Genomic DNA, 19,732 nt, shown 5'->3' on the forward strand with positions numbered 1-19,732 from the left:
AAGGCTTTTGTCTGCAGAGCAATCAACGGGTTTATTGAGGACGATTAATTCGCATTGACCCGTTGCTGTGCAGGCGACTCCTTATTCAAAATACGGTTTGCCAGTACCCCAGACATCATCGAGCCATTAACGTTTAATGCCGTCCTTGCCATATCGACAATGGGTTCAATGGCAATGAAAATACCCACCAGTGCGACCGGAAAATTGAGTGTTGAAAGGACGATCAGTGCGGCAAATGTGCCACCGCCACCGACACCAGCAACCCCAATCGATCCCAGCGCAATCGCCGGTAGCATGGCAAGGAGAAAGTGAATTGAAAGCGGATCGATGCCCATCGTCGGGGCAATCATTGCTACCATAATCGCGGGGTAGATCCCGGCGCAGCCATTTTGCCCCATACTGGAGCCAAATGAAGCAGCGATATTGGCAATGGTATTTTGAACGCCAAACTTTTCCTGCGCTGTAATAGCCAGCGGAATCGATGCCGCGCTGCTGCGCGAAACAAACGCAAAGGTTAATACCGGCCAGACAGTTTTAAAATAGCGAATGGGATTGTTACCACTCAGTACCAGTATCAGTGCGTGAACGAAAAACATCATCAGTATCGCGATGTAACAGGCACCAATAAATCCCAGCAGACTGGCAAATTGCTCTAAGCGATAAGCGGAGAAGACTCCGGCCATTAATGCCATCACGCCATATGGGGTCAGCGCAATAACTATCCGCACCATTTTCATGACCCAAATCTGGATGGCATTGATCCCTGCGCTTAATTTTTCACCTTCCTCTGGCGCGTCCTGTTTGACTTTTAATAATGCCACGCCGGCGAGGAGAGTGAAGATAACAATACCAATAACTGAAACACTTCTGGCCCCCGTAAGGTCGAGGAAAATATTGGTGGGAATTAAAGAAGTGACCAGTTTAGGCAGCGAAATGGCCGCTGTTTTACTCACATCGGCATCCGTCAGCGTAGACTGCATATGACCGAAAGCACTGGCATCCAGACCTAAAACATGCGCCGTCAGTAGCCCAATAAACCCGGCAATCATCACCAGACATAACATGCATCCGACGATAGTTAGCGACATTTTGCCAATGCCAGCACTGTTTTCGAGCTTGTTAATAGCAGAGAGAATAGAGATAAATATCAGAGGGACCGCAACCAGTTTCAGTAAATTTACGTAACCGTTGCCGATGATATTATACCAGTCGATAACCGTTTTACTGCGGTCAGGAGTTATAAGATGAAGGGACAAGCCGATAATGGCACCCAAAAAAATGGCAATGAAAACACTTTTTGACAGGGAATTACTTTTTTGATTGATTCTGAATATTGCCCATGAACAAACCAAAAAAAACGCGATATACGCGAGTGTAACGAACATATTCTAGCCTCTTGCCTCATTCAGCACCTGAAATGCCGGAAAGAGTTTTGATTTCTGAAATAAACCTACGAACCCTAAGGGTTCAGGACCGGGACGGATTATAGGGAGAGAGAATGCCTGGGGCCACACAAAAAGTGTGGTTCTGACTCAGGTGTGGTTCTTATGCTTATCCAGCATACAATTTGTGTGACAGTGTCACTTTGAGGGGCTGTATTAAAGACAATAATATGTCTGAACGCAGGGGGGAACTCACCAGACCGGTTGAATCAACCAGCCTGGCGAGAACAGTTTATTTGCGCTGTTCGTCATCCCAGGCATGCGGGGCGAACAGGTAACCTTTATTGCGGATGGTTTTGATACGGTACGGTTCCGTGGCGTTATCGAGCAGCTTTTTACGCAGCCGGGAAATCGCCACATCCACACTACGGTCAAGTCCGTCATAACTCACGCCGCGCAGATTCTTCAATAACGCATCGCGATCCATAATTTGTCCCGCGTGTGTAGCCAGTTCCCAGAGTAACTCGAAATCAGCGGTCGAGAGGGCGACTTGTTCTCCGGCGAGCAGTACGGAACGGTTGGTAGGGTCGATAGTTAGTGTGCCAAAGCGCAGTGTGGTATGCGGCGTAATCGTGGCTGCCTGAATTCCTTTTGATTGTGCTGAATGTTCATTCTGACGTAAATGCAGACGCAGGCGAGCCAGTAGCACTGCCGGAGGCGTCGTTTTCAGTATGTAGTCGCAGGCGCCCATTTCAAGCGCAAGAATATGGTTCATGTCGCTGTCCAGCGATGTCAGAAGGACTATTGGACCTTGCCAACGGCTGCGTAAATCGCGGCAGATAGTCATTCCGTCTTTACCCGGAAGCATAATATCTAACAACACCAAATCGGGTTGAACGTGCAGGATCTTCTCTTCGGCTAGATCACCACGAGGCTCAACAATAACCTCAATGTCATGCCGGGCCAGATAGGCGGCAATCAGCGAGCCTACCTCGGGATCATCTTCAACAAATACGATGGTGTTCATATCATTCATTTTGAATATAAAACGCCAACATACACCGCCCCCGTTTTTCCTTCCATTAATCTTTTCTAAACGAGAACGCTTCCGTTATGCTAGAGGCTGATGTTGTCAATGTGTTAAGGCTAAGTGATGGGGCTCGTTATAAAAGCGGCGCTGGGTGCGCTGGTCGTGGTGTTGATTGGTTTGCTGGCTAAAACAAAGAATTACTATATCGCGGGATTAATTCCTTTGTTCCCGACATTTGCGCTGATCGCTCATTATATTGTGGCCAGTGAGCGTGGAATTGAAGCGTTACGTACCACCATTGTGTTCAGCATGTGGTCGATTATTCCCTATTTTGTCTATCTCATTTCGCTTTGGTACTTCACCGGTTTTATGCGCTTACCCGTTGCGCTCGGCGGGGCAGTTGTATGCTGGAGCCTGAGCGCGTGGTTACTGATTTTCTGTTGGATAAAACTGCACTAACGCAGATGACGACCGCCATCAACGGCAAAGCTACGGCCCGTGACAAAACAGCTGGTCAACAGATAGTCTATTAAATCAATGACCTCTTTTTCACCTGGAGCTGTTTTCATCAACGATTTGTTCAGCGCCTGTTGGCGATACTCGGCATCATCACCCTCGTTAAACAGGATCAGTGAGGGGGCGATAGCGTTAACTTTTACCTCTGGTGCCAGTTTTCGGGCGAATGAACGGGTCATATTGTCCAGTGCAGCCTTACTGGCTGCATAGGCGATATGCTTGTCGCTGCCACGCTCCACGACGTAATCCGTAAAGTGGATAATGTCGCTGGCTGCGTGTCCATGACCGCGAAGGCAACCTTCCAGCGCGTGGTTAAGCAGGTAGGGGGTATTGACGTGGATCTGCATCATGCTGGACAACACTTCAGACAGCGGGGTGCCTGGTTTTTCTGCTATCCAGGCGCTGGCGTTATGCACGATAGCGCGTAACCCATTTGTGCGTGTTTTGACCTCGTCTGCGAAAGTCAGTACACCTGCATCGGTTGAGAAATCAGCCTGGATACACAATGCGCCAGCGTCACGTAGGCCATCAATGGCCGGATAATGCGTTCGATAACTGACGATTACTGGCTGTTTTTGATTCAGAAAATGCCATGCGATAGCGAGGCCGATGCGACGACCTCCGCCGGTGATAAGAATTGGTAAAGGGGGCTTATTACCCATCGTAATCTCCATTTGCATCAAACGATGGGACTGACGCTTACCCCATCAACATCCAGGTTGCCGGAACGGCGGCTACGAGTAGCAGACCGATCAATGCTATTTCCTGGCGTTTTAATACGTTATCGTGCGTGAGCGTTTTGCGGGCGTAAAGAAAAACAAGTAACCCTGGCGCATACAGCACAACAGACAGCAACAGGTGCATTGGGCCTGACGCATACAATAACCATAAGCCATAAATACATGCACCGATACCGACAGCCTGATGAACCGGACGGGTGGCGATTTTCAGCAGGAATGCGCCGACCAGGAAATAGGGCACCAGAATCATCTCTGAGGCAATAGTCAGCAGCGTATTGTAGTCAGAACCTGTGAGCCAGATCAGAACCAGACAAACCTGTACGCAGATGTTGGTCAGCCACAGGGATGCTGATGGTGCACCCTGCGCATTTTGTCGGGCAAATATACGCGGGAAGGCTTTGTGCGTGGATGCCAGGAAAGGCACTTCTGCAGCCATAATCGTCCAGCTTAAATAAGCACCGCAGACGGAGACAATCAGACCGGCGGCAATGATAATTTCGCCCCACGGTCCCATCATTTTGACCATCAAACCGGCCATCGACGGGTTGCGGATCTCGGCCAGTTCAGGACGGGCAACAACGCCAAGAGATAGCAGGGTAACTAACAGGTAAACACCCAATGCGGCGAGGACCGCCAGCAGCGTAGCGCGACCAACATCGCGTTTATTGCGCGCACGCGCAGAAACCACCACTGCACCTTCCACGCCAATGAACACCCATAGCGTGATGAGCATGGTATTTTTGACCTGCTCCCAGACGGGGACACCAAGCTTCACGCCGGTAAAATCAAGAGTAAAGGTATCGAGCTTAAACAGCATAAATGCCAATACGATAAACAATCCCAGCGGCAGTAATTTCGCCAGCGTAGCAACCAGATTGATGCTGGCTGCCGTTTGTACTCCACGCAGAACCAGAAAATGGACTACCCACAGCAGCACCGATGCCCCAACGATAGATTGCCAGGTATTGCCGTCGCCGAACAGACGCCATTCAGGAGTATCAGTGAAGAAGCTGAGCGCAGAAAAAACGATAACCAGATAGGAAACGTTAGCGATAACGGCGCACAGCCAGTATCCCCACGCAGAGCAGAAGCCAATCAGCTCACCGAAGCCTTCACGCGCATAGGTAAAAATACCGCCATCCAGGTCCGGGCGAATACGCGTCAGAATTAGCATAGCGAAAGCGAGCAGGAGGATCCCCGCACCGGTGATCGCCCAACCAATCAGTAATGCCGCCGGGCTGGCTACTGCCGCCATGTTTTGTGGCAGACTGAAAACACCAGCGCCAAGCATTGAGCTTAAAACCAGCGCTGTCAGTGCGCTCAGACCCAATTTCTTTTCCATTTGTATCCAGTTACAAAAACGAGAGTGAGAGAATAATTATTTTGGCAAACCGCATAAAAATGGTGAAAGCCACTAAGGCGCGGGATTTTACGGAGAGAAGAGAGCGCATGCAATGGGGTTAGAGAGATTTGTGACTGATAGTGTGAAAAGTCGACTTAATCGTGATGTTTGAGTCTGGCCTGATGGCATTCTGGCTGTGAATAATCTGGCCTACAGAGCTGTAGGCCAGATAAGACATTTATAACGTCATCGACATTATTTATACAGATCGGCGCTGATGGTCATGTTGTTACCACGTTCCTGCCACTGGCGGGTAATGTGGTAGTACTTAGCACCTTTCTTCGCGGCACGTTTAGCGACCTGATACGACACTTCAGTCATATTGCCGTAGTTACCGGTGAACTTGATGCTGTCGAATGGCACCATCATTGCGGCGGTTGCTTTGTTCAGTTCTTCGACTTTGGTTCCATCCGGCAGAGTGACAGTGTAACGTCCGCCTTTGGTTGACTGGGTTTCGAAGAAGCGGCCCACTTCAGCACTCGGAGAAGCGGTTGTTGCTACGCCTGGGATCTCAACTTTCTTCGCTGCCTCGCCACCTGCAGCTAACGCTGCACGACCAGCATCAGAATCCGCAGGGATTGCATCAGGGCTTTGGACAATACGTTTTTTAGCATCGGCTTTATAGATAAACGCAGTAATACGCTGGTTGCCGCCCTGGTTGGCATCGACCTGACGAACGATATAGAAAGAGTAAGCTCCTTTTTCTTTCGCCGCTTTGGTGATGGCGTCGTTTACTTCAGGTTGGCTGCGGTAGAAACCCTGTACCGTAACGGTATCAAAAGGTTCCAACAGAACGGCCTGATCTTTCGGTAATTCTATAACGCCATTGATCACGCGATTTTTGGAGACTTCCGCTTTTTCCGCGTCAGCTTTATAGACGTCGGCTACAACGCGCCAGTTACCACCACTGCCAAAATCTGAGGTATCAACAACGTAAAAGGAGGCTGCACCGTCTTTATCTGCACGGCGGGACACGGCGGTAACCGCATCGCCAATAGCATTAAAACGGCCGGTAACCACAATGCGGTCATAGGGTTTCAGGGCAGCCGCTTGCTCCGGCGTCAATTCTGTCGCTGCATTTACAGAAAAAGCAGTCGCAGAAAGGAGTGCGGACGCCAGGAGAGTGTTCTTAAGCTTCATAAAAATAATCCTTCGCCTTGCGCAAACCAGGTACTGGTACTGGTATTGTTATTGACTAGAAACGTGGCTGATTATTGCATTTAAATTGTGTCAGTGTCTGCGTCATTTTTCACTCATCGTGCCACGCAAAGTAACAACGGCGATAACATTTTGTGATATGTCCAAAAATTCGACGTTTGAGCGCTAAAACTAATGAAGCAGTTGAATTTCATAAGTTAATTTAATGTTAATCAATTGTTTTATGGTGGCGCTTAATCATGTTTTGCCGCTTCGCTTGAGCGAATTATCGGCCTTTGTGGGCTATTTCAAGGGCATTATCCCTGTCTGAGGGGAAATTCATCCCTGTTTTGCGAATTTCATAATAAATACTGTTTTTTGGCGCTAGATCACAAGCGCTAATTTCAGTAGGTTATACAGAGTTTGTTACTGTTTTATTTTGTTGAGGTAACGCTTACCTCTTACGTGAGTGCGCAGATGCCTCTTGCGAACATTGATAAACCATCATCAAAAATACAGATGGAAGGGAACATTATGCGAATTGGCATACCAAGAGAACGGTTAACCAATGAAACCCGTGTTGCAGCAACGCCGAAGACGGTTGAGCAGTTACTGAAGCTGGGTTTTAGCGTCGCGGTTGAAAGCGGCGCGGGTCAACTGGCTAGTTTTGACGACAAGGCGTTTGTGCAAGCGGGCGCAGAAATTGTTGACGGGGATGCTGTCTGGCTGTCAGAGATTATCCTGAAGGTCAATGCACCGGAAGAATTCGAAATTCCGTTGCTGAATCCGGGAACTACGCTGGTCAGCTTTCTGTGGCCTGCACAAAATCCTGAGTTATTGCAAAAGCTCGCTGAGCGGAATGTAACGGTAATGGCAATGGACTCCGTGCCGCGAATTTCGCGCGCGCAGTCGCTTGATGCCCTAAGTTCAATGGCTAATATCGCCGGATATCGCGCCATTGTTGAAGCTGCGCATGAATTCGGTCGGTTCTTTACCGGGCAAATCACCGCTGCAGGTAAGGTTCCTCCTGCGAAGGTGATGGTTATCGGTGCCGGTGTTGCAGGTCTTGCAGCCATTGGTGCGGCAAATAGCCTGGGGGCGATTGTTCGCGCTTTTGATACACGTCCGGAAGTTAAAGAACAAGTTCAGAGTATGGGCGCTGAGTTCCTCGAACTGGATTTCAAAGAGGAAGCAGGCAGCGGCGATGGTTATGCCAAAGTAATGTCCGAAGCGTTTATTAAAGCCGAGATGGAGCTGTTTGCCGCTCAGGCGAAAGACGTTGACATTATCGTAACAACCGCGCTGATCCCGGGCAAACCGGCACCGAAACTGATCACCCGTGAAATGGTTGATTCCATGAAAGCGGGCAGCGTTATTGTCGATCTGGCCGCGCAAAACGGCGGTAACTGTGAGTACACCGTTGCCAATCAGGTGACCACTACCGAGAACGGTGTGAAGGTCATTGGTTATACCGATCTTCCGGGCCGTTTACCAACCCAGTCCTCCCAGTTGTACGGTACTAACCTCGTTAACCTGCTTAAACTGCTATGCAAAGAGAAAGACGGCAATATCACCGTTGATTTCGATGACGTGGTCGTGCGTGGTGTGACGGTAGTTCGCGAGGGTGAAATAACGTGGCCTGCACCGCCAATCCAGGTTTCCGCTCAGCCGCAGGCTGCGCCAAAAGCAGCGCCTGCACCAGTAGAAGAGAAGAAACCGGTATCGCCGTGGCGTAAGTATGCATTGATGGCACTGGTAGTTATTCTGTTTGGCTGGCTTGCCGATGTGGCGCCAAAAGAGTTCCTGGGGCACTTTACGGTGTTTGCGCTTTCCTGCGTGGTTGGTTACTACGTGGTGTGGAATGTGTCGCATGCGCTGCATACACCGCTGATGTCTGTGACTAACGCCATTTCAGGGATCATCGTTGTGGGCGCATTATTGCAAATTGGCCAGGGTGGCTGGGTGAGTTTCCTGAGCTTTATCGCGGTGCTTATTGCCAGCATTAATATTTTCGGTGGCTTCACCGTGACTCAGCGCATGCTGAAAATGTTCCGGAAAAACTAAGGGGTAACACATGTCTGGAGGATTAGTTACAGCTGCATACATTGTTGCCGCGATCCTGTTTATTTTCAGCCTGGCGGGACTTTCAAAACACGAAACATCCCAACAGGGGAATAACTTTGGTATCGCCGGGATGGCGATTGCGTTGATTGCGACGATTTTTGGCCCGGATGCCGGCAACGTTGCATGGATCCTGGTGGCGATGATCATCGGCGGCGCGATTGGTATTCGTCTGGCGAAGAAAGTTGAGATGACCGAGATGCCGGAGCTGGTTGCGATTCTGCACAGTTTCGTAGGCCTGGCCGCGGTGCTGGTAGGCTTTAACAGCTACCTGTATCACGATACCGGTCTGGAACCGATTCTGGTGAATATTCACCTGACCGAAGTGTTCCTTGGCATCTTCATCGGTGCGGTGACCTTCACAGGTTCCATCGTGGCATTTGGCAAACTGCGCGGCAAGATCTCTTCTAAGCCGCTGATGCTGCCGAACCGTCATAAACTGAACCTTGCAGCGCTGGTTGTTTCGTTCCTGCTGTTGGTGGTATTTGTTCGTACCGAAAGCGTAGGGCTGCAGGTTCTGGCTCTGCTGGTGATGACCATTATTGCGCTGGCTTTCGGCTGGCATCTGGTGGCGTCTATCGGTGGGGCAGATATGCCGGTTGTGGTTTCAATGCTGAACTCCTATTCAGGATGGGCGGCAGCGGCAGCAGGCTTTATGTTAAGCAACGACCTGTTGATTGTAACCGGCGCGCTGGTTGGTTCTTCGGGTGCGATCCTGTCTTACATTATGTGTAAGGCGATGAACCGCTCGTTCATCAGCGTTATTGCCGGTGGTTTTGGTACCGATGGCTCTTCCGCTGGTGATGCCGAGGAAGCAGGTGAACATCGTGAAATTAATGCGGAAGATACGGCGGAAATGCTGAAAAACTCGCATTCGGTGATCATTACCCCAGGCTACGGTATGGCAGTGGCTCAGGCTCAATATCCGGTCGCTGAAATCACCGAGAAACTGCGTGCGCGCGGCATTAAGGTGCGTTTTGGTATTCACCCGGTAGCGGGGCGCCTGCCTGGTCATATGAACGTTCTGTTGGCGGAAGCCAAAGTGCCTTATGACATCGTGCTGGAAATGGATGAGATCAATGATGATTTCGCCGATACCGATACCGTGCTGGTTATCGGTGCGAACGACACGGTGAACCCGGCGGCGCAGGACGATCCGCGCAGTCCAATTGCCGGTATGCCGGTGCTGGAAGTGTGGAAAGCGCAAAACGTTATCGTGTTCAAACGTTCAATGAATACCGGTTATGCTGGTGTGCAGAACCCGCTGTTCTTTAAAGATAACACCCATATGCTGTTTGGTGATGCCAAAGCCAGCGTGGACGCTATTCTGAAAGCGCTGTAATACATTAGCAAAAAATACGACGGCCTCTTCGGAGGCCGTTTTTGTATAAAGATCCCGTGCATTGGGTATGCCATTCTTCCGATGCCTAATCCGATGCGAAAAAACACTCTGGTACCGGCCATCTTGTATACGTCAAAACCGTGCAGAGCATCTCTATAGCGCTCTTTAGCACAACTACGATTTACGTTTTGTTGAGGTCGCTAAGCAGGACGGCAATGCTTTGACCGCCTTCAGTTTGCTCAAGCGCAATTTTAACGATGATGGTCAGTGGCACGGAAAGTAGCATACCCACCGGTCCGAGCAACCAACCCCAAAAGATTAACGACAGAAACACTACCAGTGTGGAGAGTCCCAACCCGCGTCCCATAATGCGGGGTTCGAGGATATTGCCGAATACCAGATTAATCACCAGATAACCCGTCAGTACCACCAGCGCATCATAAAAACCACTAAATACCAGCACCTGAGCAATAGGTGGAATGGCCGCCAGTACTGAACCGATATTAGGAATATAGTTGAGCGCGAAGGCCAGTAAGCCCCAGACAAAGGCGAAGCGTACATCCAGCGCTGCAAGCATGCCCCAGGCAACCAGTCCGGTGACGATACTGATAGCCGTTTTTAGTACCAGGTAGTGCGAGACGCTGTCGATCGCTCGTTGAATTGCCGCCATTCCTTCAAGTGGTCGGCTCATCATCTGTTGCAGTTTACAGGGCAGTTGCGGTACTTCCAGCAGCATAAAAACAACCGTCAACAGCAGCAAAAAAATCGATGACATAGCATTGGAAAGTTGTGTCAGTAAATTGGTGACCAGCGTCATTGCAGCGTTGGGATCGATATATTTGACAAGCTCGTCCACGGAGACGCCGATCCCAGCGCGCTGTAGCCACGGCTCGATATTTTTCAGCGGGATAACCAACGATGAACGGTATTGTGGAAGCGTGCGCGCCAGTTCATTTAAGGATGTACCTAAATAAGCCAAAAGCAGCACCATTAGCATGACAATAATAACAATCAGCAATGACACTGCTACTACTCGAGGTATGCGAAGTTTTACCATGCGCCGTACCATCGGATTAAGTACCACCGCGATAAATAACGCCAGGATAAATGGCACGATGATATCGGCGGCGAAGCGAATGCCGGTAAGAATGATAACCAACATGCCCAGCATGATGACTAATTTTAGACCGTTAAGGGTGATGATCGGTTTCGCCATGTTTATTCCTGATTTTTTATTTTTGAAACTGTACCTGAAATAATAATGTGACTTGTGTCGAGTCGTCCTAACAAAAAGCAAACGAACCGGGTAAAGAAGTGAAAAGGTTTTGAGTTCGTAATGAACCTATGATACAAATCATCTGTGTTTAACTACCGAGGACAATTATCATCCGCGATGACGAGAAGCAACACTGCGGATAATTGTAATATTATGGACAATATGTTCAGGCTTTTTTTGCGTTTACCTACACTTCTTCGTACCTCCTCTACTTTCCTGCTTGCGGGTGAGCAACACTGGCGCAACGCGCTTTAGTCCCTTCTTCTGCCTGAGCTGGCGTTATGCGCTGAGCTATCTGATTCTATTTTTTGGTTTGCTGCATGCAGTAGGCCCAAAGGACTATATTCTCAAGCAGGAGAAGCATCATGTTTTACTGGATTTTATTAGGTCTGGCCATTGCGGCTGAAATTACCGGAACGCTGTCGATGAAATGGGCAAGCGTAGGCCATGGCAATACAGGCTTTATTTTAATGCTGGTAATGATCGCCTTATCGTATATTTTTCTCAGTTTTGCCGTTAAAAAAATAGCACTCGGCGTGGCCTATGCTTTGTGGGAAGGCATTGGTATTTTATTTATTACGTTGTTTAGCGTGCTGTTATTTGATGAAACCTTATCCACGATGAAGGTTGCCGGTCTGGTCTCGCTGGTGTTAGGCATTGTCCTGATCAAGTCGGGTACGCGTAAGCCGTCTAAAGCGAGGAGGGAGGTGACCCATGCAGCAGTTTGAGTGGGTTCACGGTGCATGGTTGGGTATGGCCATTGTTCTGGAAATCGTCGCTAACGTATTTTTGAAATTTTCTGATGGTTTTCGTCGCAAGGCGTATGGCGCACTGTCATTGGTTGCCGTATTGGCTGCCTTTAGTGCACTCTCTCAGGCGGTAAAGGGCATCGATCTTTCAGTTGCCTACGCTTTGTGGGGCGGATTTGGGATTGCCGCAACGCTGGCTGCAGGATGGGTGCTTTTTGGGCAGCGCCTGAATAATAAAGGCTGGATTGGCCTGGCATTACTCCTGGCCGGAATGATTATGATAAAACTTGCCTGATGTTAGTGCTGCCTGCAAACGCGGGCAGCACAATGTTAATCCTTCATCAAAGCGTTCAGCTTATCGCGAAATCCGGTAACGGAAATGGCACGATTATCGGCCCGCCAGCGATCTTTTGCCGCCGGAGCAGAGCTTTGCACGCCAATCAATTGCCAACCGGAATCGGTTTTCAACATCAGTGGAGAACCGCTGTCTCCCGGGAGCGTATCGCATTGATGTGACAACACGGTATTTTGCGCCCAGCCGGTAACAACGCAGTCCTGATGCGCATACAGGTCATCCAGGTGATCTTCGGGGTAGCCTGACTGAGTCACTTTGCGATCGGCGGCTTTCAACGCCGCAGTTAACTCAGTTTTATCGCCTTCAAATAAGGGAAGTGGTGTGATTCCGCTGGGAGGATAACGCAACACCACCAGACCAAAATCCCAGGGAGCCGCGGAAGGTGGCACTATCCAGCCGTCGCCATCCGCTTTTAAACGCTTGCCAAGTGAAGCATCAACCCGACCCTCAATACCGTGGATTTCATAGCGCCAGACGCCTTTTTTCGATACGAAGCGCAGCGCGACAGCTTTATCTGGTCTGCCTTTGGGTGGGGTCAATAAACAATGTCCGGCAGTCAGGGCCAGATGAGGTGAGATGAGCGTTGCTGTACACAGGTTACCGCTGGCGGTTTCCAGTTGTCCTATAGCGTCCCAGGGGAACTGTGTCGGGTCAGTAATCTGTACGCGATCGTCATGCCCAAAAAATAGCGTTTTTATATCGTCAGCATCTTTGCTGGTCGTTGTGGACTGATCCGCATGCGCAACGACAGGAAAAAAACAAATTGAACCCAGTAATACCGCAATGGTTTTATGCATATCACACTCTGGTGGGGAATTATGATTATTAACAGCAAACCCTCAGTTAATACTATAGACGGGACGGTGGGAAAGTGGGAGTAAAATCAGATAACTACACTCAGGAAAGATAAAAGTGCGTAGCAATTAGGGCGCAAATTATCAGTGTAATAAGAATGAACTCAAAGCGGTAATGTGACACCATTTTACCCTCCGAAAGGCGGCGCTAAATCAGGAAGACTTAGCGCCGTATGCGATGGCGTGGGGGACGCCATTGTTATTACTGATGTCTTATGCGGCCGGTTGAGCAGCAGGTTTAGCGGCTTCGTGTTTTACTGCTTTTTTGCTGTGTTTTTTCGCAGCCTGAGCTTTCTGCTCTGGTGCTTTTTGTTCTACAGCAGGTTTAGTTGCCGCTTTTTTGGTATGTTTTTTCGCAGCCTGAGCTTTCTGCTCTGGTGCTTTTTGTTCTACAGCAGGTTTGGTTGCAGATTTTTTAGTGTGTTTTTTAGCGGCCTGAGCTTTCTGTTCAGCGGCTTTATGCTGTTTTTTATGATGCGTTGTTTTTGCCGGGGCTGCTTTTGTGGTCGCAGCAGCAGCCGGAGCGGTGGTAGCAGTTGTTTCAGCAGCAAAAGCAGCAGAAGACAGACTCATAGCAGCGGCAACAACCAGAGCTAATACTTTTTTCATTCTCATACCCTCGATTTGGTTTTTCATTCAACCCCACTGCGGGGCCGTTGAAATAACTATATCGCTGTAATCTCAAGGCTTCCGTGAGTCATTGGTATCGGCATGTAACGATATGTACAATGACTCACGGTAAGCGATTACAGATAACGGGCTTCCAGATGGGCGCGGAAATAGCGACTGCTGAGAGGTTCGCCGGTGGCCTGGATAATAAGCTGTTCGGTGGTATAACGGCTGCCATGTTGCCAGACATTCTGATGCAGCCAGTCAAACAGGGTGCCAAATTCACCTTGCGCAATGGCACTTTCTAAATCAGGCAATGCGCGGTTTGCCGCACTAAACAACTGTGCTGCATACATGGCGCCCAGCGTATAAGAAGGGAAATAGCCAAACCCACCGTCGGTCCAGTGGATATCCTGCATACAACCATTGCGATAATTGCCGATTGTTGAAAGTCCGAGCCATGCCTGCATTTTCTCATTCCACAACGCCGGGATATCATCAACTTCAATGTCGCCGTTAATCAACGCACGCTCAATTTCATAGCGCAGAATAACATGAGCGGGATAGCTGACCTCATCAGCATCCACGCGGATAAAGCCAGGCTTCACTTGCTGGTTCCAGGCGATGAAGTTTTGTTGTTCAAACGCAGGCTGATCGCCAAAATGCTTTTTAACCGCTGGAATTAGTCCCTTCAGAAATGCCTGACTGCGGCCAAGTTGCATTTCAAAGAACAGACTTTGGGATTCATGAATTGCGGTTGAACGAGCCAGTGCGATAGGTTGTCCGGCCCAGTTGCGCGGCAGATTTTGTTCATATCGGGCGTGACCGGTTTCATGGATGACGCCAAAAAGTGCGCTGAGCAATTCGTTTTCATCATAACGCGTGGTAATACGAACATCTTCCGGTACGCCGCCGCAGAATGGATGCGCACTAATGTCCAGTCGACCGGCGGTAAAGTCGAATCCCAGCCGAGTCATCGTTTCAAGGCCTAACTCGCGCTGGATTGCTGTTGGGAAGGGGCCAACCGGCGCGATGAGTGGCTGTTGAGACTGTTTCGCCACTACCTTATTTAACAGATCCGGAAGCCAGCTTTTTAGGTCTGTGAAAAGTCCGTCCAGCCGCGCGCTGGTCATTTCTGGTTCAAATACATCCAGCAACGCATCGTAAGGCGTACATCCTTTGGCCTCGGCCCGCAGTTTGGCTTCTTCACGGCTATATTTAACAACGTCTTTCAGATTCTCAGCAAAACCTTCCCAGTCATTTGCCGGACGTTGACTGCGCCAGGCATGTTCACAGCGGCTACCCGCCAGCGATTTTGCTTCTACCAGCGATTCCGGCAGCAGCGCAGCCTGATGATGCAACCGCGACATCTCGCGCAGATTCGCCTGCTCTATATCGCTAAGATCCTCCTGCTCGGCGGCGGCAATCCATTTTGCCACATTAGGATCGGTTAAAAGTTGATGCTCAAGTACGCTCAGTTCTGCCAGAGCTTCACCCCGGGCTTTGCTGCCGCCGGAAGGCATCATAGTAAACATATCCCAACTGGCGATAGCCGAGAGATGGGAGAAGCGAGAGAGCCGCTGGAAGGTGCGGGTGAGCTGTTGATAATTAGCAGTGTTACTCATTTTTTAGTTCTCGTTCTGATGGACCAGACTTGAGAGTCTAACGTGATTTTAGGCATTTACCCATTCATCACGGATGCGATGTAATTTTGGTAGGTTGTAAATGATAATGATACTTTTTATCATAAACAAAAATTATCTTTAGAACGACTGACATAACATTTTGTCAAGGAGAGGGTGTGCGACAGGAAGTAAGTAACGATTATATTGCCAGGACAAAGGCGGTATCTGGCTGCTTTTCGATGTTTTTGTTGATGTTTGGCATCACGTTCATCCCGCTATTCTTTTCTGAAAGCCAGACATTACAGGCGAAGGGTTTACTTTTTCCGCTGCTGTTTATCGCGGAGTTCGTCGTGTTGGTACCACTGTATTATTTCTTCTTTCGTCAAAGAAAAGGCTTAGGGAAAGGGAGCTTCAACATAAGATGGTTTGCTATTTTGTTCACGGCGCTTTTGGTGGTGCAGTTCGTCATGCCATGGGTGCTGGGTATCAGACAGAATGAAGAATGGGTTACAACTCAGGTGTCACTGAGCAGTTACGCGCTCTGGTTATCGAGTCTGACCCTGATATTTATTGCGCCGATTTATGAAGAAATGGTGTTCAGAGGTTGCCTGTTCAACGCCTTTCAGTACTGGTTCAATGATAAAACATGGCTGACGTCGCTAGTGGTTTCGGCGATATTTGCGCTGATGCATACGCAGTATATGGACATGAGAACGCTACTGCTGCTGTTTATTGTTTCGCTGGTGTTGATCATTGCCAGAATAAAAAGCAACGGAATTCTGATGCCGATAGTGCTGCATATTCTGATGAATGGAACGGTTATTGGCCTGCAAATTGGAGCCCAGGCGATGCTGGCATCATCGTAGTCCATATTGCTGCCCTGGTAATGTTTTGCATCCCAGGGCAACATATTTTATGCATGTAATCGGTGGTGCAAGCAGGAGCCAACGAGCAGGGCGAGGATCAGCATCAGCGCAATAAATCCGCCCACGCCGTTCCAGCCGTAGTTATGCCAGAACACACCCCCCAGCGTACCTGCAATGCTCGACCCCAGGTAATAAGAGAACAGATACAGTGAAGAGGCCTGGCCTTTAGCACGTTTAGCCCGTGGGCCGATCCAACTGCTGGCCACGGAATGTGCCGCAAAGAAACCCGCAGAAAAGAGCAACATTCCGGCAAATATTAACCATAGCGACGTGAATAACGTCATCAGCAGACCAAACAGCATCACCCCTGTTGAGAACAACATCACCGGACCACGACCATAACGCGTGGTCATTGAACCCGCTTTTGGCGAACTCCAGGTTCCGGTCAGGTAAGCGACGGACAGCAACCCAACAATCGCCTGGCTGAGTTCCCAGGGAGACAGCATCAGGCGATAGCCGATGTAGTTAAACAGCGTGACGAATGAGCCCATCAACAAGAAACCTTCCGCGAAAAGCAGCGGTAAACCTCTGTCACGCCAGTGCAAACGGAAGTTGATAAACAGCGTCTTAGGTCGCAACGATGTGGGCCTGAAGTGACGGGATTCCGGTAATATTTTCCAGAACATCAGCGCGGAAGCCAGGGCAAAACAACCGATAGCTGCCAGCGCGATTCGCCAGTTAAAAAAGTCGGTAAATACGCCACTGATCAAACGACCGCTCATGCCACCAATCGAGTTACCACTGATATATAAGCCCATCGAGAAGGCCACAAAGCTGGGATGAATCTCCTCACTGAGATACGTCATTCCTACTGCTGCGACGCCACTTAGTGACAGACCAATCAGCGCGCGCATGATTAAAATTCCGTGCCAGCTGGTCATCATTGTCGAAAGCAGGGTACAGCAGGATGCTAACAGCAGCGCGGTCACCATCACCGGCTTGCGGCCAATTGCATCGGAAAGAGGACCGGTAAACAGTAAACCAATAGCGAGCATCGCGGTTGAGATAGAAAGTGAAATACTACTACTGGCTGGAGATACCCCAAATTCATGCGACAGCACTGGCAGTATGGGCTGCACGCAATAGAGGAGAGCAAATGTCGCCAGTCCGGCAGAAAAGAGCGCCAGTGTGACGCGCATAAAAGAGGAGGTACCGCGTTTTATATAACCATCCGGCGGGGTGATAATTTGTTTATCAATATCGCTTGCCGGTGCGGTATCGACAATAGTTGTACGACTCACTTGAAATCCTTGCTCAATCATTACGTCTACAGTACCAGCCTTAAGGGTATGAAAATCCCAATATTCTGTCTAATATATTAATAATCTCAAATAATATTTTAAAAATATGAATATTGAACTGCGTCACCTGCGCTACTTTGTGGCGGTTGCAGAAGAACTTCATTTTGGCCGTGCGGCGGCAAGGCTGAATATTTCACAACCTCCGTTGAGTCAACAGATCCAAATCCTCGAACAGCAAGTTGGGGCACGTCTTCTGGCGCGTACAAATCGTAGCGTGGCCCTGACAGCCGCAGGCAAGCAGTTTCTGGCAGACAGCCGACAGATCCTGGGGTTAGTGAATGAGGCGGCGGCAAGAGCGGAGCGTTTGCATCTGGGAGAAGCAGGGGAACTGCGAATTGGCTTTACTTCGTCAGCACCATTTATTAAAGCAGTTTCAGATACGCTGTCTCTCTTTCGCCAGTGCTACCCCGCGGTGCATATGCAAACCCGTGAAATGAATACGCGTGAGCAAATTGCTCCGCTCAATGAGGGGACGCTGGATCTGGGACTCCTGCGTAATACGCAACTCCCTGACACGCTAAGCTGGGAGGTCATCCTGCATGAACCACTGATGGCAATGATCCCTCGTGTACATCCTTTGGCGCAAAAGCCGGTTGTCACACTGGCTGAACTGGCGAATGAACCGTTTGTCTTTTTTGACCCGCATGTGGGGACCGGCCTGTATGATGATATTCTTGGCCTGATGCGTCGCTATGGCCTCACGCCGACCATCGCTCAGGAGGTTGGGGAAGCCATGACCATTATCGGACTGGTGGCCGCAGGATTAGGGGTTTCCATTCTGCCAGCCTCATTTAAACGCGTGCAGTTGTATGAAATGTGTTGGATCCCCATTGCGGAAGAAGATGCCGTGTCTGAAATGTGGCTGGTGTGGCCCAAACACCGTGAGCAGAGTTACGCTGCGCAACGCTTTCGCCAGCAGCTTTTAGCGGCCGTTCAGTGCGGTTAATTTAGTTTAAAAATGGTTGAAAATGTGCAGTAAATCACACGGCTAAGTAAAAAGTTGACGGAAGCCATTGAAGTGCTTCACCATAGCCTACAGATTATTTCGGAGCGCGAAAATAAAGGGAGTAAGTGGTGGTTGCTGATAGTCAGCCTGGGCATATCGATCAAATTAAACAGACCAATGCGGGCGCAGTTTATCGCCTGATTGATCAGTTAGGACCGGTGTCGCGTATTGATCTCTCTCGCCTGGCACAATTGGCGCCTGCCAGTATTACAAAAATTGTTCGGGAAATGCTTGAAGCACATCTGGTGCAAGAACTGGAAATAAAAGAAGCAGGGAGTCGCGGGCGTCCGGCCGTTGGTCTGGTGGTCGAAACGGAAGCGTGGCACTACTTATCGATTCGTATCAGTCGTGGCGAGATTTTTCTTGCGTTACGCGACCTCAGCAGCAAGCTGGTGGTTGAAGATTGCCTTGAAATGCCGCTTGTCTCCGAGATTCCTCTGCTGACTCGTGTTATTACACAGGTCGATCAGTTTTTTATCCGCCATCAGCAAAAGCTTGAGCGATTAACCTCTATCGCTATCACCTTACCAGGAATCATCGATACAGAAAATGGCATCGTTCATCGCATGCCGTTTTACGAAGATGTTAAAGAGATGCCGCTGGGCGAAGCCCTCGAGCAGCACACCGGTGTGCCAGTGTACATTCAGCACGATATCAGCGCCTGGACCATGGCTGAGGCACTTTTTGGCGCTTCGCGCGGTGCCCGCGATGTTATTCAGGTGGTGATTGACCACAATGTGGGTGCAGGGGTGATCACCGACGGTCATTTGCTGCATGCCGGGAGTAGCAGTCTGGTCGAAATTGGCCATACGCAGGTCGACCCTTACGGGAAACGGTGTTATTGCGGAAACCATGGTTGTCTGGAAACAATTGCCAGTGTTGACAGTGTTCTTGAGCTGGCGCAGGTACGACTTAAGCAGTCGATGAGTTCCTCACTGCACGGACAACCGCTGACGGTGGACTCACTGTGTCTGGCGGCCATGCAGGGCGATTTATTAGCGAAAGATATCATTAGCGGCGTCGGCACCCATGTTGGTCGAATTCTGGCCATTATGGTGAACTTGTTCAATCCGCAAAAGATTCTTATTGGATCTCCGCTCAGTAAAGCAGCAGATATATTGTTCCCGACTATTGCTGACTGCATTCGTCAACAGGCGCTTCCGGCATACAGTCGACACATTGTGGTAGAGAGTACGCAATTTACTAATCAAGGGACAATGGCGGGGGCCGCGCTCGTGAAGGACGCGATGTATAACGGTTCTTTGTTGATTCGTCTATTACAGGGTTAACATTTTTTAACTGTCGTACGAAAAATTGCGCTATCTCAAGCTGGTCCTGGCTCTCATACCTTAGACTTTCTC

At 49.5% G+C, this 19,732-nt stretch carries 18 protein-coding genes; 8 read left to right on the forward strand and 10 right to left on the reverse strand.

What is annotated here, in order from left to right; translation table 11 throughout:
• Positions 1–44: 44 nt before the first annotated feature.
• On the reverse strand, positions 45–1,385 hold the full coding sequence (locus tag LG384_RS10900; protein WP_225760886.1) for an L-cystine transporter: 1,341 nt from the start codon (positions 1,383–1,385) through the stop codon (positions 45–47).
• Between the two features lie 289 nt (positions 1,386–1,674).
• On the reverse strand, positions 1,675–2,409 hold the full coding sequence (gene rstA / locus LG384_RS10905) for a two-component system response regulator RstA (protein WP_167493968.1): 735 nt from the start codon (positions 2,407–2,409) through the stop codon (positions 1,675–1,677).
• A gap of 126 nt (positions 2,410–2,535) precedes the next feature.
• On the opposite strand from rstA, the gene LG384_RS10910 reads away from it, so the two are divergent.
• Positions 2,536–2,871, forward strand: a complete 336-nt coding sequence (locus LG384_RS10910; protein WP_045442622.1) for a GlpM family protein — start codon at positions 2,536–2,538, stop codon at positions 2,869–2,871.
• Here LG384_RS10910 and folM read toward each other — a convergent pair.
• The 3 genes from folM to ydgH all read right to left on the reverse strand — a co-directional run bounded on the left by folM (position 2,868) and on the right by ydgH (position 6,210).
• Positions 2,868–3,590 (reverse strand): dihydromonapterin reductase, encoded by a 723-nt coding sequence (gene folM / locus LG384_RS10915; protein ID WP_045442625.1) that lies wholly within the window; start codon positions 3,588–3,590, stop codon positions 2,868–2,870. The genes LG384_RS10910 and folM overlap by 4 nt on opposite strands.
• A gap of 37 nt (positions 3,591–3,627) precedes the next feature.
• A complete protein-coding gene (locus tag LG384_RS10920) occupies positions 3,628–5,010 on the reverse strand; it encodes an amino acid permease (RefSeq protein WP_225760887.1) in 1,383 nt (460 codons plus the stop codon).
• Between the two features lie 255 nt (positions 5,011–5,265).
• Entirely contained in the window at positions 5,266–6,210 is a 945-nt protein-coding gene (gene ydgH / locus LG384_RS10925; protein ID WP_045442630.1) for a DUF1471 family protein YdgH, read from the reverse strand.
• Between the two features lie 531 nt (positions 6,211–6,741).
• Between ydgH and pntA the strand changes: the two genes are divergently transcribed.
• Both pntA and pntB read left to right on the forward strand, forming a co-directional pair.
• The gene (pntA, locus tag LG384_RS10930) at positions 6,742–8,271 is read left to right on the forward strand and encodes a Re/Si-specific NAD(P)(+) transhydrogenase subunit alpha (protein WP_048222692.1); all 1,530 of its coding nucleotides are present in this window, start codon (positions 6,742–6,744) and stop codon (positions 8,269–8,271) included.
• 10 nt (positions 8,272–8,281) lie between these two features.
• Complete coding sequence (gene pntB, locus LG384_RS10935; protein ID WP_225760888.1) at positions 8,282–9,670, forward strand: Re/Si-specific NAD(P)(+) transhydrogenase subunit beta; 1,389 nt, start codon at positions 8,282–8,284, stop codon at positions 9,668–9,670.
• Positions 9,671–9,851: 181 nt separating this feature from the next.
• On the opposite strand, the gene LG384_RS10940 is transcribed toward pntB, so the two are convergent.
• Entirely contained in the window at positions 9,852–10,886 is a 1,035-nt protein-coding gene (locus LG384_RS10940) for an AI-2E family transporter (protein ID WP_225760889.1), read from the reverse strand.
• Between the two features lie 422 nt (positions 10,887–11,308).
• Between LG384_RS10940 and mdtJ the strand changes: the two genes are divergently transcribed.
• Positions 11,309–11,674, forward strand: coding sequence for a multidrug/spermidine efflux SMR transporter subunit MdtJ (gene mdtJ, locus LG384_RS10945; protein WP_190284577.1), 366 nt, complete (start codon positions 11,309–11,311; stop codon positions 11,672–11,674).
• Positions 11,661–11,990: a multidrug/spermidine efflux SMR transporter subunit MdtI gene (gene mdtI, locus LG384_RS10950; RefSeq protein WP_225760890.1), complete on the forward strand. Its 330-nt coding sequence runs from the start codon at positions 11,661–11,663 to the stop codon at positions 11,988–11,990. Before mdtJ ends, mdtI begins: the two co-directional genes overlap by 14 nt.
• A 35-nt stretch (positions 11,991–12,025) precedes the next feature.
• On the opposite strand, the gene LG384_RS10955 is transcribed toward mdtI, so the two are convergent.
• The 3 genes from LG384_RS10955 to LG384_RS10965 all read right to left on the reverse strand — a co-directional run bounded on the left by LG384_RS10955 (position 12,026) and on the right by LG384_RS10965 (position 15,138).
• On the reverse strand, positions 12,026–12,847 hold the full coding sequence (locus LG384_RS10955; protein ID WP_225760891.1) for a serine protease: 822 nt from the start codon (positions 12,845–12,847) through the stop codon (positions 12,026–12,028).
• 270 nt (positions 12,848–13,117) lie between these two features.
• Entirely contained in the window at positions 13,118–13,513 is a 396-nt protein-coding gene (gene asr / locus LG384_RS10960; protein ID WP_225761298.1) for an acid resistance repetitive basic protein Asr, read from the reverse strand.
• A gap of 137 nt (positions 13,514–13,650) precedes the next feature.
• Complete coding sequence (locus LG384_RS10965) at positions 13,651–15,138, reverse strand: carboxypeptidase M32 (RefSeq protein ID WP_225760892.1); 1,488 nt, start codon at positions 15,136–15,138, stop codon at positions 13,651–13,653.
• Between the two features lie 239 nt (positions 15,139–15,377).
• Here LG384_RS10965 and LG384_RS10970 point away from each other — a divergent pair, with 239 nt between their 5' ends.
• The gene (locus LG384_RS10970; RefSeq protein WP_370637145.1) at positions 15,378–16,004 is read left to right on the forward strand and encodes a lysostaphin resistance A-like protein; all 627 of its coding nucleotides are present in this window, start codon (positions 15,378–15,380) and stop codon (positions 16,002–16,004) included.
• A gap of 47 nt (positions 16,005–16,051) precedes the next feature.
• On the opposite strand, the gene LG384_RS10975 is transcribed toward LG384_RS10970, so the two are convergent.
• Positions 16,052–17,305 carry an MFS transporter gene (locus LG384_RS10975; RefSeq protein WP_045449601.1) on the reverse strand — a complete coding sequence of 418 codons (1,254 nt, stop codon included), beginning with the start codon at positions 17,303–17,305 and terminating at the stop codon, positions 16,052–16,054.
• Between the two features lie 106 nt (positions 17,306–17,411).
• Here LG384_RS10975 and LG384_RS10980 point away from each other — a divergent pair, with 106 nt between their 5' ends.
• Both LG384_RS10980 and mlc read left to right on the forward strand, forming a co-directional pair.
• Positions 17,412–18,311: a LysR family transcriptional regulator gene (locus LG384_RS10980; RefSeq protein WP_048221494.1), complete on the forward strand. Its 900-nt coding sequence runs from the start codon at positions 17,412–17,414 to the stop codon at positions 18,309–18,311.
• A 128-nt stretch (positions 18,312–18,439) separates the two neighbouring features.
• On the forward strand, positions 18,440–19,660 hold the full coding sequence (mlc, locus tag LG384_RS10985) for a sugar metabolism global transcriptional regulator Mlc (protein WP_045442657.1): 1,221 nt from the start codon (positions 18,440–18,442) through the stop codon (positions 19,658–19,660).
• Positions 19,661–19,732: the final 72 nt, after the last annotated feature.

The organism is Citrobacter sp. Marseille-Q3906, assembly GCF_916618775.1.
Classification (GTDB): domain Bacteria; phylum Pseudomonadota; class Gammaproteobacteria; order Enterobacterales; family Enterobacteriaceae; genus Citrobacter; species Citrobacter murliniae.

Coding starts and splice junctions, on each gene's coding strand:
- LG384_RS10900 (WP_225760886.1), bottom strand. CDS start 1,385: ATGTTCGTTACACTCGCGTATATCGCGTTTTTTTTGGTTTGTTCATGG.
- rstA (WP_167493968.1), bottom strand. CDS start 2,409: ATGAACACCATCGTATTTGTTGAAGATGATCCCGAGGTAGGCTCGCTG.
- LG384_RS10910 (WP_045442622.1), top strand. CDS start 2,536: ATGGGGCTCGTTATAAAAGCGGCGCTGGGTGCGCTGGTCGTGGTGTTG.
- folM (WP_045442625.1), bottom strand. CDS start 3,590: ATGGGTAATAAGCCCCCTTTACCAATTCTTATCACCGGCGGAGGTCGT.
- LG384_RS10920 (WP_225760887.1), bottom strand. CDS start 5,010: ATGGAAAAGAAATTGGGTCTGAGCGCACTGACAGCGCTGGTTTTAAGC.
- ydgH (WP_045442630.1), bottom strand. CDS start 6,210: ATGAAGCTTAAGAACACTCTCCTGGCGTCCGCACTCCTTTCTGCGACT.
- pntA (WP_048222692.1), top strand. CDS start 6,742: ATGCGAATTGGCATACCAAGAGAACGGTTAACCAATGAAACCCGTGTT.
- pntB (WP_225760888.1), top strand. CDS start 8,282: ATGTCTGGAGGATTAGTTACAGCTGCATACATTGTTGCCGCGATCCTG.
- LG384_RS10940 (WP_225760889.1), bottom strand. CDS start 10,886: ATGGCGAAACCGATCATCACCCTTAACGGTCTAAAATTAGTCATCATG.
- mdtI (WP_225760890.1), top strand. CDS start 11,661: ATGCAGCAGTTTGAGTGGGTTCACGGTGCATGGTTGGGTATGGCCATT.
- LG384_RS10955 (WP_225760891.1), bottom strand. CDS start 12,847: ATGCATAAAACCATTGCGGTATTACTGGGTTCAATTTGTTTTTTTCCT.
- asr (WP_225761298.1), bottom strand. CDS start 13,513: ATGAAAAAAGTATTAGCTCTGGTTGTTGCCGCTGCTATGAGTCTGTCT.
- LG384_RS10965 (WP_225760892.1), bottom strand. CDS start 15,138: ATGAGTAACACTGCTAATTATCAACAGCTCACCCGCACCTTCCAGCGG.
- LG384_RS10970 (WP_370637145.1), top strand. CDS start 15,378: ATGTTTTTGTTGATGTTTGGCATCACGTTCATCCCGCTATTCTTTTCT.
- LG384_RS10980 (WP_048221494.1), top strand. CDS start 17,412: ATGAATATTGAACTGCGTCACCTGCGCTACTTTGTGGCGGTTGCAGAA.